Origin of the sequence: Catenovulum sp. 2E275, from assembly GCF_025515275.1 — a bacterium.
Taxonomy (GTDB): domain Bacteria; phylum Pseudomonadota; class Gammaproteobacteria; order Enterobacterales; family Alteromonadaceae; genus Catenovulum.
The window spans coordinates 22924-38679 of the sequence record NZ_JAOPFU010000025.1 but is presented as its reverse complement, the minus strand read 5'-3'; the positions used below and the strand labels follow the sequence as shown (position 1 = coordinate 38679).

The following is a 15756-nucleotide window of genomic DNA, read 5'->3' as shown; positions in this document are numbered from 1 at the left end:
TATGCGCTTAACAACCAATATGATTTATAGCCGTAATTTAGACGGTATTTTAGAATCGCAAAAACGTTTGGTTAGAGCAAACGATGTATTGAATCAGCAAACCAATATTTTAAAACCATCGGATGACCCAACTGGCGCAACTAAAGTGGTTCGTTTTGATGAAGATTTAGCTCGCTTAGAGCAGTTTTCAAAAAATAATATTAGTGTTAAAAACAGCTTGTCTCAGCAAGAAACGATTATGACCAATATTAATGAATCACTAACTAAAGCAAATAGTTTAGTAATTCAAGCTGGGAATGGGGCATTGGGGTATGCTGATAGAAAAGCGATCGCGACAGAAATTAGTTTAATTAAAGACGAAGTGCTAGATTTAATGAATAGCAAAAATGCGCAAGGTGAGTATATTTTTGCTGGAGCTAAATCTGATCAGCCTCCGTTTGTTTTAAACTCTGCCGGAGAATTTGTTTATCAGGGTGATGAAAACGTTAAAAAAGTACAGGTATCAGAAACATTAAAATTAGATGTGGGTGTACCTGGTTCTGGATTAGCTATTTTTGAAGATACTTCTGCCCGCAGCAGTGTTAGTTTGAACGCATCATCAACAGCCTCTGGCGATTACCGATTAGCTGATGGTGATAGTTTTGATAAATTCCATAAACAAAACTATGTGCAAATTCCGCCGCATCCAGCCGGTTCTAACGACTATCGAGTGATTTTAGGCGCGGGAACTTATCAGGTTGAGGATAGCTCAGGCACAGTTTTACAGTCTGGTGATTATGCTGACGGCGATAAAATTAATTTTAAAGGGCTTGAGTTTGATATATCTGGTACTGCGGGTCAAAGTATTGATTTTACTTTAGATTCACCAAACAAAAAGAATATATTGAATGCTCTGACAGAGATGGTCAATATGATTCAAAACTCTGAGACAGTAGGTGATGCATATTCTGATAAAATTCAGCAGACTTTATATTCTTTGGAGCAGGCTCAAGGTAATTTAGGGGAAGCTCGTTCAGAAATTGGTGGCCGAGTTAATGTATTAGATAGTGTTAAATTGTCTAATACTGATCAGGAAATTAATATCAAAGAAGCAAAAGCTAATGTATCTGAAGCCGATTTAGCTGAGGCAATTACTGAACTTCAAAAACAGGAAGTCGCTTATCAAGTATCTAGTCAAACATTTACTAAACTATCCGGTTTGAGTTTGTTTAATTTCTTATAATTAACAGACTATTTTTGGCTATAGGCGTTAAAGTTCAATATGCTTGAAAAGATGATTTATGGGCTATGATTTTCTGCCAAATAAATCATCTTTTTTGATATTTAAACGCTAATTGTTAAATTCCACAACTTAAATAACTTCAGTTCACATTACCTCTATACTACCTCAGGGTTATTTAATCCAAACCTGTTTTGCGTTAACAAATTCTTTTATCCCATGTGGCCCAAGTTCGCGGCCGTAGCCTGATTGTTTGATTCCACCGCTGGGTAATCTTGGATCCGTTTTTACAATGCCATTGATAGCTACTTGGCCAGAGTTAATTTGCAGCGCTAGTTGTTCAGCCAAAGCTGTATTTTTACTCCATACTGCTGCACCTAAGCCATAATCGGTTTGATTGGCCAGCTCTAACGCGTGATGTTGATCTGTGGCTTTTATGACTAGCATAACTGGGCCAAATGTTTCTTCTTTAAATGCGGTCATTTCTGGTGATGCATCTACTAGTAAAGTGGCAGGATAAAAGAAGCCGTCACTATTTGGCAGTTCGCCACCGAGCAGACATTTAGCGCCACTGCTAATTGTTTCACAGACTTGGCGATGTAAGTTTTTTTGTAAGTCTTTGCGAGCCAACGGGCCTATTTGGGTGGATTCTTCAAGCGGGTTACCTAAGGTTAGGTGACTTAATTTATTTTTCACTAATGCAATAAAATCATCATAAACCGCATCTTCAACAATGATTCGTTTAGCTGCAATACAAGACTGACCTGCATTTATAATACGAGACAAAACGGCAATGCTGGCGGCTTGTTCTAAATCGGCATCTGCCAATACTATACATGGATCTGAGCCACCCAGTTCGAGCACTGCTGGTTTAAGTTCTGAAGCAGCAATAGCTGCTACTTTTTTACCAGCGGCACTTGAGCCAGTAAACGAAATTGCCGCAATTCTAGGATCTCTAATTGCCATTTCCACATCAGCGGTTTGAACAGGTAAGTTAACCATTACGCCTTGTGGAACACCTGCTTTATTAAAAATATCAGCTAATGCTTGGGCACAGCCGGGCACATTTGGGTCGTGTTTCATCACACAGGTATTACCCGCCATTAGCGCTGGCGCTAAATATCTAAATGCGATCCAGAGTGGGGCATTCCAGGGCAAAATGCCTAATAAAGTACCAAGCGGCTGATAACAAACATAGCTTTTTCCAGCATCCGACTCTAGCACTTCATTAGCTAAATAATCGTTAGCATAGGTTGCATAATGCTCAGCGCACCAAGCGGATTTATCTACCTCGGCTAAACCTTCTTTTACCGGTTTACCCATTTCTTCCGCCATTAAGACGGCCAGCTCATTTCGGTGTGCTTTTAGCTCTGCGGCGACTTTATTTAATACAATTGCCCGTTCAGCAATACTGGTATTTTTCCAGTCGCCAAATGCTTCAGCGGCATCACCAATGCAGTCTGCGATTTGTCTTACATTCAAGCTTGGATATTCAGCTATTTTTTTCCCTGTGTAAGGATTTGTAGCAATTAACATTATAATCTCCTTAGGGTTATTTAACTTCAGCTAATTTAGTCGGCTTTTTGTTTAGCGTTTTCTCATTTTCAGTTTGAGTGGCTTTTGGTTTTTTTGCATTATTTTTAACCGTAAAGTCTTGCGGCAGAGTGAAAAAAGATTCGCAACCTTTATCTGTGATATAAATAGTGTCTGAAATACCACAGGTTTTATTACCATCGACCCCCCACATCCAAGGGATAATATGAAAAGTCATGCCTTCTTCTAAAATGGCAGATTCGCCTTGTTTTAAACTAATAATATAGCCTTCATCCCAACTGGGTGGAAAAGCGATACCAATAGAATAACCGGAGCGGGTAATTAAACGCGCACCAACGTCATTTTCAGTAATAATATTGCGAATTAAATTATCCACGTCAGATACTGTCATGCCGGGCTGAACATACGCATGTAAGGAGGTCAGTGCCTGCTTCATTCGTTCCTGCGCTTTGTACATTGAATCGGTTAATTTGCCCAGAATAACGGTGCGCATCATTGCGGTATGGTAGCGGCGATAGCAGCCGCCCACTTCTAAAAATACATGTTCATTTTCGCCAACAACTCTGCCTTCCCATGTGGCGTGACCTATCATACTGCGTGGGCCTGATGTGACATAAGGCATGACTGCAGGTGGTTCTCCGCCTGCACTAAACATAGCCGCACTAATCGCGGCCCCAATTTCATTTTCAGTCACTCCAACTTGAGCGGTTTCAATACCGGCTTTCATTCCGGCTTCTGTAGCCAGTGCTGCTTTGCGCATTAATTCAATTTCTGCCGGCGATTTTTTAATTCTGCCTTGTTCTACAATGCCAAAACAATCTAATAACTTGCCATCGTTTAAGGTGGTATGAATGCAATCCTGATGATAAGCCGGAAAAAAATAACTATTGCGTTCATAACCAATGCGTTTATTGGCTAAGCCAAATTCACGTAAGGCATCTACTAGCATTTGAATCGCATCGCCAGTGTCTGGGTAAGGTCTTGTTTTTTCAACCCAAGTTCGGGCAATTACATTTGATTCTTCCATTGCTCGGGTGATCATAAAAGGTTCATCCTCAAGCGGGACAACCAAAGCCTGAAAAAATGAATAACCTGTAGTCTGATAATCGGTTAAATACATAATATTTTCAGGATCGCTAATCACAACCGCATCAAGGTTGCGCTGCGCAATGCGGGTTCTTAAATCACTAATCCGTTTTTCATACTCTTCAAACGCAAAAGTCATATCATCTCTTTGTCTCATGCTGCCTCCAATGCTGCTTTAGTTGCTTGAGTTAAAATATCCAAACCGGCTAATAAATCTTTTTCAGGAATAGTGAGTGGCGGGATTAATTTAACCACTCGTCCGCCAGTACCACAAGATGCGATTAATAATCCTTGCTCAAAACAATGATCGACAATAGCTCTGGCGGTTGTTCCATCACCCACATCTAAACCCACTATCATGCCTTTGCCACGTACATCAACTTGCTGATAAGTTTGCGCAAGCTGTTGCATTTTTTGCTGAATCAACTCTGCTTTGGCTTTTACAGCCTGCATTAAATTATCATTATCAAAGTATTTGAGTGCTTCTGTTCCTGCGACAAAAGATAGGTTTTGTCCTCTGAATGTACCTGTGTGCTCACCCGGAGACCAATGTTGATCCACTTCGGGTTTAACTAAATTAAGTGCCATTGGGGTGCCCATGCCGCCAATGCCTTTAGCCAAACAAATAATGTCGGGATCTAATTCCATTTCATCAAAACTAAAGAATGAACCTGTGCGTCCACAGCCAACTTGAATATCATCAATAATGAGTAAAGCGCCGGTTTTTTTAGCCAGCTTAGCTAAAGCTTGTAACCAGTTTTTACTGGCTACATTCACACCGCCTTCGGCTTGGATTGCTTCAACCATAAATGCCGCTGGTGGGCTGATACCGCTTGAGCTATCGGCATAAAGCGCTTCTAATTCCTCTAAATGCGCTAAACTGGTTTGATCATTTGTATCAAAAACATGATGGCTCACATGATTAAGTGGTACACCGGCTGCGCCTCTGAAATACTGATTTGCCGTACAGGCGAGGGCTCCTAGTGTCATACCATGAAAACCGTGCGAAAAAGCTACAATTTCTTGACGGCCAGTTGCCCTGCGGGCAATTTTTAAGGCTGCTTCAACGGCATTTGTGCCGGTAGGCCCCATAAACTGTAACTTATGGGGCATGTTTCTGGGTTCTAAAATGGTTTTGACAAACTTATTAATAAAGTCTCTTTTGGCTGTGGTGTGCATATCTAAGCTATGAGTGACACCATTTTGCTCAATGTAATTAATCACAGCTTTTTTCATGTATGGATTGTTATGGCCAAAATTTAATACGCCAGCACCGGCAAAAAAGTCGATATATTCTTTACCATCTTCATCTGTTTGCCTTGCGTTATCGGCTGTTTTAAAAACTACAGGATAAACCCGACAATATGCTCTGATATCTGATTCTCTTTGTTCAAATATGCTCATTTCAGCCTCCATTTGGATTAAAAGTTTGTTTTACATCTTTGATTTACCGGTTAAAAATTTTATTGAGTTAAACCCGCTAAGCTAGCATAGAGTTGGCATACTTTAGCAATGAGTTTGTCATTAAAATCGTATTCTGGGCTGTGGCAGGGAATATGATGCCCGTTGCCATCATCAGAGCCGATTAAAGCAAAAGCGCCCGGAATTTCACGTAAATAATAGCTAAAATCTTCAGATGCCATTATTGGCGCTGAAACATTTGCCAAACTGCTGTCGCCAAATAATTGCCGCCATTGAAAACGCATATTCTGTGCTTGCTGAGTATGATTTATCGTCGCACTGTAGCGGGGAAAATGTGTAATATTTGCCCGACAAGCATAAGCCTTTGCAGTATGTTGACTAATTTCATCGATCAACTGATTTATCTGGTTTTTTATTGAATCATTTGGGACACGGATGCTACCGCTTAATTGAGCGGTTTGCGGAATTACGGTTGCACTGCTGTCAGCAGTAATTGAAGTCACACTAACTACAGCACTTTGCTGTGGCGCAATTTTACGGCTAATAATTTGTTGTAAAGCTAAATGAATAGCGCTGGCCGCTAAAACCGGATCAGCACATAATTCTGGTTGGCTAGCATGGCCGCCTTTACCTTCTACTAATATTTCGAACGTGCCGTTACCACACATCACGATATTATCAGGGCAGAGCATTTGTCCGAATGAGATTGCTGGCCAATTGTGCCAGCCATATATTTCATCCACACCGTCTAGCGCTCCATCAGCAATCATTTCGCGGGCACCGTGGCCGCCTTCTTCAGCGGGTTGGAATATCAAAACAATTCTGTTGGAGAGTTTTGCTTCATTTTGTTTGAGCCACTGTGCACTGGCTAATAAAGTGGCGCAATGGCCATCATGACCACAAGCATGCATACAGCCTTGGTTATTTGACTGCCATTCAGTATTGGTGTTTTCGTTAATTGGCAACGCGTCGATATCGCCTCTGAGTGCAATCGTTTTTGAATCGGGAACTGAATTATCAAAATTGATAAAAGCCAATGTGCCGGTTTTAGCACATTCGCGCCAGCGAATATTTAATTTATCTAATTGTTGGCGGATAAACTGAGCTGTATTAACTTCTTGCCAGCTAAGTTCCGGATTCTGATGTAAAAAGCGGCGTGTTTGAATTGCCGAATCTATTATTGCTTGCCAATTGGTAGACATGACCCTCCCATTTCGCTCTGGCTTTAAATTTTATAGACAACAATTTGAGCTTAATGTTTTGAGTTTAGATTTTAGAGTATAAAAAATGAGCACTTGCTCACATTGATTCAGCGAAAATTAAAATACGGCGCTGGATAAGAAACTTTAGTTAATGACCTAAAGATATTTGATGAGACTTAACTTTGCCTCTAAATTCAATTTAGTTGTAATTGATTAACTATGCCAGTCTAAATATTAAAGTTTTTAGAATGATTCGGCGGGAGTATAGATTAGAAATTTATATAAAAACGCTCCAACGCAACAAAGCGGAATAAAAAATCATAAAGTTAAACATACAAGTAGCACACAAGAAAAACAAAAACGGGAACCTAAGTTCCCGTTAATTATTTATTTGTTCGGTTACCTGTTACTGAAATTCTGATAAATACATTTCTTCAGTTAACTGCTTACACCAAGCTTTTACACGATCATCTGTTAATTCAGGCTGTCTGTCTTCATCAATCCCTAAACCCACAAAATGATTATCATCAACTAAACCTTTAGAGGCTTCAAATTCATAACCATCAGTTGACCAGTGACCAACAATAGTTGCACCTTTACGCTCAATAATATCGCGAACCATGCCCATAGCATCCAGAAAATACTCAGCGTAATCTTCTTGGTCACCACAACCAAAAATGGCTGCTACTTTGTCGGTAAAATCTAACTCTTCTAAATCTGGGAAAAAGTCATCCCAATCACATTGAGCTTCGCCATAATACCAAGTCGGAATGCCGAATAATAAAAAGTCGTATTTTGCAATATCATCTTTACTTGATTTTGCTATATCGTAAACGTCAACCAGATCTTTACCCAGCTCTTTCTGGATCATTTTGGCGACAGCCTCAGTATTACCTGTGTCGCTTCCGAAAAATAAGCCCACTACTGCCATAATAATAACTCGCTATAAAATGTTTTAAAAAAATACTTGGATAAGACCTTTTGCTAAAAAGCCAGCGCAGCCTAAAAAAAGCACCAGCCATACCATCACTTTTCCATATTTAGGAATGTCACCTTGGCTTAAAATATCTTTAATCGCTAATGCAATTAATAGGAATAAGCCACTGATACCTAAATAAAAACTAAGGGTTTCAAATTGTTCAAAGGTCATGTTTGAAGCCTATATTTCACGTCAAACTCAAATTCAGGTCGCAAACTATATCATAAATTCACGAATGAGAATCATTTTTGTATAAAATCTAAGATAACTTTATTGAATATTTTAGATTTTTCTGCATGTATCCAATGGCCCGCCCCTTGAATAATCTTGGCGGTCACATTTGGAAATAAAGCTTTGATTATGCTCTGGTGTTGAGCTTGAATATAATCAGAGTCACCCCCTTTAACAAACAACACTGGATTAGAAAAAGTGCTGTTTTCTGGGGGCGTAAAATCACAAATATTTGAATATTGTTCAACAATGGCCGGTAAGTTCATTTTCCATTGCCAGCCTTGTTCTGAACGGCTTAAATTGGTTAATAAAAAGCGTCTTATGCCAATATCTGCTACATATTGTTGTAAGCTTGCATCGGCTTGTTGGCGATTATTTAGCTTGGTTAAATCTATTGCTTGCAAACCATCAAAAATGGCTTTGTGACGCTCAGGATAAGTGACCGGTGCAATATCTTCAACGATTAGCTTTTGCACTCTGTCTGGATAGCTTAGTGCAATTTGCATAGCGGTTTTACCGCCCATAGAGTGACCAAATAAAACAAACTGGTTTATCTTTAATTCATCCAGTGTTGCAATAACATCTTCAGCCATCAATTGATAATTATGTTCTGAATCATGTCCAGAAGCGCCATGATTTCGTAAATCTAAATTAATCACAGTGTAATGCTCGGCCAAACATTTAGCGACAGTAGCTAAGTTTTGGTGGCTACCCAGTAAACCATGCAATAAAACAACCGTAGACCCCTGACCGGATAAGCTATAATTTAAAATCATTAATTATCAAAGCATTTAAAAATTTAAGTGGGTCTATTGTACCATTTTAATTGGCATGATTTGAGAGATGAAAAAGATAATTCTAGCCAGTTAGGCTATCTGACTATAAAATTAGTGTGATTTATTTGTGATTTTTTATCAAAAAAATGAATCTTTAGTTTACTATCAAGTTACACTAACAAAATAATTAATTTAAGGTGTTGATATGTTTGCCAAAGCGCAAGGTCCAGCAGGGGTTGCAGAAAATTATTTAATTGAATCTATTTGGAATGGTAAATATCCGGCGGGTTCAATTTTACCGGCAGAGCGGGAGCTGGCCGATGTAATTGGGGTAACCAGAACCACCCTCAGGGAAGTATTGCAAAGATTAGCCAGAGATGGTTGGCTAACAATTCAACATGGCAAACCAACTAAAGTGAATGATATTTGGCACTCGTGTGGATTAAATATTTTATCTACACTGGTGAAGCTCGATCAGCACAACTCAGAGCAAATTATCGATAATCTATTATCTGCCAGAACAAATGTTGCCATTATTTATGCAAGAGCTGCGGTTAAAAATAACCCGCAGGCAGTTGCTGCGGCGCTTGCTGGTTACACTGAACTTGCTGAAACCGGAGAAGCTTACAGCGAGTTTGATTATCAACTCCATCACGCTTTAGCTATGGCGTCTAATAATTCTATCTACGCTCTTATTTTAAATGGTTTTAAAGCTTTATATGATCAGCTTGGCAGCTATTACTTTTCTCATCAAGAAGCCAGAACTTTAGCAAAAGCGCATTATCAGGCGTTTTTAGCCTGTGCAGCAAAATCAGACTTTGAGCAAGTACCTGAATTATTAAGAGACTATGGTATTCGCTCAGGTGAAATTTTTCATAAATACAGTGACAATTTACCAGAACTGGATTAATTGTATTAGCAAACCGAATACTAGGGCTTAGCTAAATTTAAACTAATCCAGTGCTACTGTTTTTTGGGTGCTGGGGCAAGTGTCAATTAAGCTGATACTACCGTCTTCATTTTCTGTTTCCAGTTTTACATCAAACTGCCATAACCGGTAGAGATGTTTTAATACTTCTTCATAATTGGCCGATAGCGGAATTCTGTTATGTGGAATATAGCGTAACGTTAATGAGCGATCGCCATTTATATCCACATTTTGCACTTGTATATTTGGCTCTAAATTACTCAAATTATATTGCTGAGATAATGCTTCTCGAATGTTTCGATAACCTTGTTCGTTATGAATGGCACTAATTTCAATATAATCTTTTTTATCATCGTCTGTGATTTCAAATAATTTAAGATCACGTATTAATTTAGGCGATAAAAACTGGCTGATAAAACTTTCATCTTTAAAATTTTGCATTGCAAAATGTAAAGTATCTAGCCAGTTTGAACCAGCAATATCAGGAAACCAATATTTATCTTCTTCGGTTGGATGCTCACAAATACGTCTTAAATCAACAAACATATTAAAACCAAGCGCATACGGGTTAATACCTGAATAATACTGGCTATTGTATGGCGGTTGATAAATGACATTTGTATGGCTATTTAAAAACTCAAGCATAAAAGCATCGGTTAGCCAGCCCTCATCATATAAATGATTTAAGATCGTATAGTGCCAAAAAGTTGCCCAGCCTTCGTTCATCACTTGCGTTTGTTTTTGAGGATAAAAATATTGCGAAATTTTACGCACAATACGTACTAACTCGCGTTGCCATGGTTCAAGCATGGGCGCGTTTTTCTCAATAAAATATAAAATATTCTCTTGTGGATCTTTCGGAAAATGCTGTTTTTGCTGTTCATCTGGCTTAGATTTTTTGGGCACAGTGCGCCACAAATCATTTACCTGAGTTTGCAGGTATTTGGCTCTTTCTTGCTGGCGTCTTTGCTCTTCATGAATCGATATTTTTTGCGGACGTTTATATCTATCAACACCATAGTTCATTAACGCATGGCAAGAATCTAAAGTTGCTTCTACTTCTTCAATACCGTATTTTTCCTCACAATGAGCAATATAATTTTTGGCAAATAGCAGATAATCAATAATAGATCCAGCATCCGTCCAAGTGGTGAATAAATAATTATTTTTAAAAAAAGAGTTATGTCCATAACAGGCATGAGCCATCACCAAAGCTTGCATAGTTATGGTGTTTTCTTCCATTAAATAGGAAATACACGGGCTGGAATTAATCACAATTTCATACGCTAGCCCCATGTGGCCTCGTTTGTAATTTTGTTCTGTTTGGATAAACTTTTTACCATAAGACCAATGCGAGTAACCAATTGGCATGCCAATACTAGAATAGGCATCCATCATTTGTTCGGCTGTAATAATTTCAATTTGATTAGGGTAGGTATCTAACCGGTAAAACTCGGCAACACGTTTAATTTCGCTGTGATATTGCTCAAGTAACTCAAAACTCCAATCTGGCCCGTCACTTAATGGTTTTTCTGGTCTTGTCATAAGCTCAGCCTCACTTGATCTGCTTTTTAAATAGCTCACGAAATACTGGATAAATATCTGAGACTTGGGTGATATGTTGTAATGCAAAGTGTGAATGAACAGTGCTCAGTTTTTCATATTCATGCCAAAGCGACTGATGATTTCGGGTCGTGATTTCGATATAAGCATAATAACGAATCAGAGGTAAAATGTGTTTATTTAAAATATCTACACATAAAGGTGAGTCATCGGCCCAGTTATCACCGTCTGATGCTTGTGCAGCATAAATATTCCATTCACTTTCTGGGTAGCGGTCTTTAACTATATCAGCCATTAATTTGAGCGCGCTCGACACAATTGTCCCGCCAGTTTCCTGAGAATAAAAAAATTCTTGTTCGTCGACTTCTTTTGCTTGAGTATGGTGGCGGATATAAACTACCTCAACGTTTTTATAAGTTCGGGTCAAAAATAAATACAACAAAATATAAAAACGTTTTGCCATATCTTTAGTCGCCTGATCCATTGAACCGGAAACATCCATTAAACAAAACATAACGGCTTTGCTTGTTGGTAAAGGCAGCTTGTCGTAATTTTTATATCTAAGATCAAACTCATCGATAAAAGGCACTTTGCTGATTTGCTTTTTTAGCGCCTCAATTTCTGCTTCTAAAATTTGAATATCAGCTTTATTTAAAATGGGATCTTTTTGTTGTTCAGTTAATTGAGACTCAGCCTGTTTAAGCTGTTTTTTATATTTGCCAGCCAGTGCAGTGCGGCGGGATAATGAGTTTTTTAACGAGCGTACAATATCTATACTACTTGGGTTACCATTAGATTTAAAACCGGCTCTAACGGTTTTAAATTGAGTAACCTGCGCAATTTGATTTTTTTTAAGGTTTGGTAGCTCTAAATCTTCAAATAAAATATCTAAATATTCTTCTTTAGATATTTGAAATACAAAATTATCTTCGCCTTCGCCATCAGGGCTGGCTTCACCTTCACCACTGCCGCCACCTTGCTCAGACGAGGGACGTTTTATTTTATCACCTTGTGCAAACTGGTCATTACCCGGATGAACTCTGTCACGATAACCTCCTTGGCCTTGATGAAAAGTGGGTTCGGATACATCGCGTTTTGGAATGCTAATGCTTTCGCCAGAATCTAAATCTGTGACACTACGGTTATTAATTGCATCCGATACCGCTTTTTTAATTTGTTGGTTATAGCGGCGCAAAAAGCGGCGGCGGTTAACCGCACTTTTATTTTTGGCATTTAAGCGTCTATCAATAAAATTCGTCATCTCAACTCCTGAACTTGCCAGCGCACAAAATGGTGCGCCTTTGCAAGGTTTGTAGATTGCGGGTGCAATTTAAGACGATTTTCTAACTCTCAAATACCATTCACACAACAGTCGAACTTGTTTTTTGGTATAGCCTTTTTCCATCATTCGGGCGACAAAATCATCATGTTTTTTCTGATCTTCGTTCGAGGTTTTGGCATTAAACGAAATCACAGGTAATAGCTCTTCAGTATTTGAGAACATTTTTTTCTCAATGACTGTTTTGAGTTTTTCATAACCTGTCCAACTTGGATTTTTACCGCCATTATTGGCGCGTGCGCGCAATACAAAATTGACAATCTCGTTGCGGAAATCTTTGGGATTACTGATACCAGCAGGTTTTTCTATTTTCTCAAGCTCATTATTTAATGCCGCGCGGTCAAATAGTTGACCAGTTTCGGGATCTCGATATTCCTGATCTTGAATCCAAAAATCAGCATAACTTACATACCGGTCAAAAATATTCTGACCATATTCAGAATAAGACTCTAAATATGAGGTTTGAATTTCTTTACCAATAAACTCAACATATTTAGGAATTAAATATCCTTTTAAATGTTCTAAATACTGCTCTGATACGTCAGACGAAAACTGTTCACGTTCAATTTGCTGCTCAAGCACATAAAATAAATGAACCGGATTAGCTGCAACTTCTGCATGATCAAAATTAAATACTCGGGATAAAATTTTAAATGCAAAGCGGGTGGAAAGCCCTGTCATACCTTCATCAACCCCAGCAAAATCACGATACTCCTGATACGATTTTGCTTTTGGATCGGTATCTTTTAAACTTTCGCCGTTATAAACCCGCATTTTTGAATAAATGCTGGAATTTTCAGGTGTTTTTAAACGGGATAAAACTGAAAACTGAGCCAAAGTTTCTAGTGTGCCCGGGGCGCACTGAGCTTTATTTAATTCACTGTTTTCAATTAATTTCTTGTATATTTTTATTTCTTCTGAGGTGCGTAAACAATAAGGCACTTTAACAATATAAACCCGGTCTAAAAATGCTTCATTATTTTTATTATTTTTAAACGCCTGCCATTCCGATTCGTTTGAATGGGCTAAAATCATCCCGTCAAAAGGTAAAGCCGACATGCCTTCTGTTGGGTTGTAATTGCCCTCTTGAGTTGCGGTTAATAGTGGATGCAATACTTTAATTGGGGCTTTAAACATTTCAACAAATTCCATCACCCCTTGATTAGCACGGCATAATGCACCTGAGTAACTATAAGCATCCGGGTCGTGCTGAGCATATTCATCAAGCCGTCGAATATCTACTTTACCAACCAACGCAGAAATGTCCTGATTGTTATCATCACCGGGTTCAGTTTTGGCAATAGCCACCTGATCCAACACCGAAGGATACACTTTAACTACTTTAAATTGTGTTATATCCCCATTAAATTCATGCAGACGTTTACGAGCCCAAGGCGACATAATGGTTTTTAAATATCTGCCGGGGATCTTGTATTCAGACTCTAAAATTTTTCCGTCCTGATTAATATCAAATAAACACAATGGATGATCATTTACCGGTGAACCTTTTAGAACATAGATAGGGCAGGCTTCAACTAAACTTTTTATTTTTTCAGCCAGTGAGCTTTTACCGCCGCCAACCGGACCTAATAAATAAAGAATTTGTTTTTTCTCTTCTAAGCCTTGCGCTGCATGTTTTAAGTAAGAAACTATTTGTTCGATGGCATCTTCCATGCCATAAAATTCTGAAAAAGCAGGGTAGCGGGCGATAACCCGATTTGAAAACAGGCGACTTAACCTTGGTTCCTGAGCTGTATCTATCATTTGAGGTTCACCAATGGCCATCAGTAAACGCTCTGCTGCGTTAGCAAAAACAGATTTATCTGTTTTACACAGCTCTAAAAATTCTTGAATTGTATACTCTTCTTCCTGTTTAGATTCGTATCTTTGTTGATAATGCTCAAATATACCCATACAGGCCTCCTAGCGGCGCTAGCTCAGATTCGAAAACAATGTAGCAGAGAATAACTTTAAGCGAGTTACAGCATGCTCAAAGAGAATTTTTGCTTACTTTAATCTTAGACCTAGGAAGGAGTTAACTACAAGGAAATAAAATGATTTTTTTAGAAATTTTAAAAATTACAAGCCAATTTTTTAGTATAAAAAAGCCAGCATACAAACTATGCTGGCTTTTGAAAAGTTGTTTTTAAACTTAGATTATTTAGCTAAGTTAGCAGCAACAAATTCCCAGTTAACTAACGCCCAGAAACCTTCTAAATAGTTAGGACGAACGTTACGGTAATCGATGTAATAAGCGTGTTCCCATAAATCAACAGTTAATAAAGGTGTAACACCTTCATCTGTTAATGGCGTTGCTGCGTTAGATGTATTAACAATATCTAAAGAACCGTCAGCTTTTTTCACTAACCAAGTCCAGCTAGAGCCAAAGTTGTTTACAGCTTTGTCATTAAATTGAGCTTTAAACTCAGCAAATGAGCCAAATGCTGCATTGATTGCATCAGCAACTGCACCAGTTGGTTCACCACCGCCATTTGGGCTTAAACAGTTCCAGTAAAAAGTGTGGTTCCAAACTTGAGCTGCATTGTTGAAAATACCACCAGTAGAAGTTTTAACGATCTCTTCTAAAGATTTGTTTGCTAAATCAGTACCTTCAACTAAACCGTTTAATTTAGTTACGTAAGTTTGATGATGTTTGCCATAGTGATATTCAAGCGTTTCTGCTGAAATATGAGGTTCTAAAGCATTTTTTTCATAAGGTAATGCTGGTAATTCGAATGCCATGTTTTTGTCTCCGTTGGCTAGTTGTATTAATCACTTCTATCTTAATACGGAAATCGTAAATAAAAAACCTGATAAATCGAGGGATTTCGCATTAAAATTGATTGCTCAACCATACAATAGTGCCGGGACAGATAATTCTCAACCCCTAACCTTAAACAGATTGGTTATTTTCGATATTATTTATATTCATTTAGCGCTAACTCAGTTGATGCAGCAAGATTTTTTACAAAGTTAATCCTTTGTTGGAGGTTTTTCTGAAACAGGGGCTTGGGTGAGTTTAGATAATAATTTACAATAGCACTAAATATTATGTTTTAAGGTGTACTTTATGGAAACGTTAGACAAAATCAAACAACAGATAACTGAAAACCCAATTTTAATTTATATGAAAGGTAGTCCTAAATTACCTAGTTGTGGTTTTTCTGCACAGGCAGGTCAGGCGTTAATGAGCTGTGGCGAACCATTTGCGTATGTTGATATTTTGCAAAACCCAGATATTCGTGCTGAGTTACCTAAATTTGCCAACTGGCCAACTTTTCCTCAATTATGGGTTGAAGGCGAACTCGTTGGTGGTTGTGACATCATTTTGGAAATGTTCCAAAAAGGTGAATTACAAACTTTAGTTAAAGAAACTGCCGCTAAGCACAAACCTGCTGATGCAGACAGTGAATAATTATCTTTTAATTTAAGATAGAAATATAAGCCGGTTTATTCA

At 38.3% G+C, this 15756-nt stretch carries 14 protein-coding genes; 3 read left to right on the top strand and 11 right to left on the bottom strand.

Annotated features, from left to right (window positions below; genetic code table 11):
- Position 1: 1 nt before the first annotated feature.
- Positions 2–1222 (top strand): flagellar hook-associated protein FlgL, encoded by a 1221-nt coding sequence (gene flgL / locus N7931_RS12385; RefSeq protein WP_262794469.1) that lies wholly within the window; start codon positions 2–4, stop codon positions 1220–1222.
- 171 nt (positions 1223–1393) lie between these two features.
- On the opposite strand, the gene N7931_RS12380 is transcribed toward flgL, so the two are convergent.
- The 7 genes from N7931_RS12380 to N7931_RS12350 form a co-directional block, all read right to left on the bottom strand.
- The gene (locus tag N7931_RS12380; protein WP_262794468.1) at positions 1394–2755 is read right to left on the bottom strand and encodes an NAD-dependent succinate-semialdehyde dehydrogenase; all 1362 of its coding nucleotides are present in this window, start codon (positions 2753–2755) and stop codon (positions 1394–1396) included.
- 16 nt (positions 2756–2771) lie between these two features.
- On the bottom strand, positions 2772–4016 hold the full coding sequence (gene doeA / locus N7931_RS12375) for an ectoine hydrolase (RefSeq protein WP_262794467.1): 1245 nt from the start codon (positions 4014–4016) through the stop codon (positions 2772–2774).
- Positions 4013–5263: a diaminobutyrate--2-oxoglutarate transaminase gene (gene ectB / locus N7931_RS12370; protein WP_262794466.1), complete on the bottom strand. Its 1251-nt coding sequence runs from the start codon at positions 5261–5263 to the stop codon at positions 4013–4015. The genes doeA and ectB overlap by 4 nt, the downstream gene beginning before the upstream one ends.
- 59 nt (positions 5264–5322) lie before the next feature.
- The gene (doeB2, locus tag N7931_RS12365; RefSeq protein ID WP_262794464.1) at positions 5323–6483 is read right to left on the bottom strand and encodes a N(2)-acetyl-L-2,4-diaminobutanoate deacetylase DoeB2; all 1161 of its coding nucleotides are present in this window, start codon (positions 6481–6483) and stop codon (positions 5323–5325) included.
- 406 nt (positions 6484–6889) lie between these two features.
- A complete protein-coding gene (fldA, locus tag N7931_RS12360) occupies positions 6890–7414 on the bottom strand; it encodes a flavodoxin FldA (RefSeq protein ID WP_262794462.1) in 525 nt (174 codons plus the stop codon).
- A gap of 24 nt (positions 7415–7438) precedes the next feature.
- Positions 7439–7633: a DUF2788 domain-containing protein gene (locus N7931_RS12355; protein ID WP_262794460.1), complete on the bottom strand. Its 195-nt coding sequence runs from the start codon at positions 7631–7633 to the stop codon at positions 7439–7441.
- A 71-nt stretch (positions 7634–7704) separates the two neighbouring features.
- Positions 7705–8469 (bottom strand): alpha/beta fold hydrolase, encoded by a 765-nt coding sequence (locus N7931_RS12350; RefSeq protein ID WP_262794458.1) that lies wholly within the window; start codon positions 8467–8469, stop codon positions 7705–7707.
- A 205-nt stretch (positions 8470–8674) separates the two neighbouring features.
- Between N7931_RS12350 and fadR the strand changes: the two genes are divergently transcribed.
- Complete coding sequence (gene fadR, locus N7931_RS12345) at positions 8675–9379, top strand: fatty acid metabolism transcriptional regulator FadR (protein WP_262794456.1); 705 nt, start codon at positions 8675–8677, stop codon at positions 9377–9379.
- Between the two features lie 42 nt (positions 9380–9421).
- Here the strand turns inward: fadR and N7931_RS12340 are convergent, their stop codons facing one another.
- The 4 genes from N7931_RS12340 to sodB all read right to left on the bottom strand — a co-directional run bounded on the left by N7931_RS12340 (position 9422) and on the right by sodB (position 15041).
- Positions 9422–10942 (bottom strand): SpoVR family protein, encoded by a 1521-nt coding sequence (locus N7931_RS12340; protein ID WP_262794454.1) that lies wholly within the window; start codon positions 10940–10942, stop codon positions 9422–9424.
- A gap of 10 nt (positions 10943–10952) precedes the next feature.
- Positions 10953–12221 carry a YeaH/YhbH family protein gene (locus tag N7931_RS12335; protein WP_262794453.1) on the bottom strand — a complete coding sequence of 423 codons (1269 nt, stop codon included), beginning with the start codon at positions 12219–12221 and terminating at the stop codon, positions 10953–10955.
- 69 nt (positions 12222–12290) lie between these two features.
- Positions 12291–14213 (bottom strand): PrkA family serine protein kinase, encoded by a 1923-nt coding sequence (locus N7931_RS12330; RefSeq protein ID WP_262794451.1) that lies wholly within the window; start codon positions 14211–14213, stop codon positions 12291–12293.
- Positions 14214–14456: 243 nt separating this feature from the next.
- Positions 14457–15041 carry a superoxide dismutase [Fe] gene (gene sodB / locus N7931_RS12325; RefSeq protein ID WP_262794449.1) on the bottom strand — a complete coding sequence of 195 codons (585 nt, stop codon included), beginning with the start codon at positions 15039–15041 and terminating at the stop codon, positions 14457–14459.
- 328 nt (positions 15042–15369) lie between these two features.
- On the opposite strand from sodB, the gene N7931_RS12320 reads away from it, so the two are divergent.
- Positions 15370–15714, top strand: a complete 345-nt coding sequence (locus tag N7931_RS12320; protein WP_262794447.1) for a Grx4 family monothiol glutaredoxin — start codon at positions 15370–15372, stop codon at positions 15712–15714.
- The last annotated feature ends 42 nt before the right edge of the window (positions 15715–15756 follow it).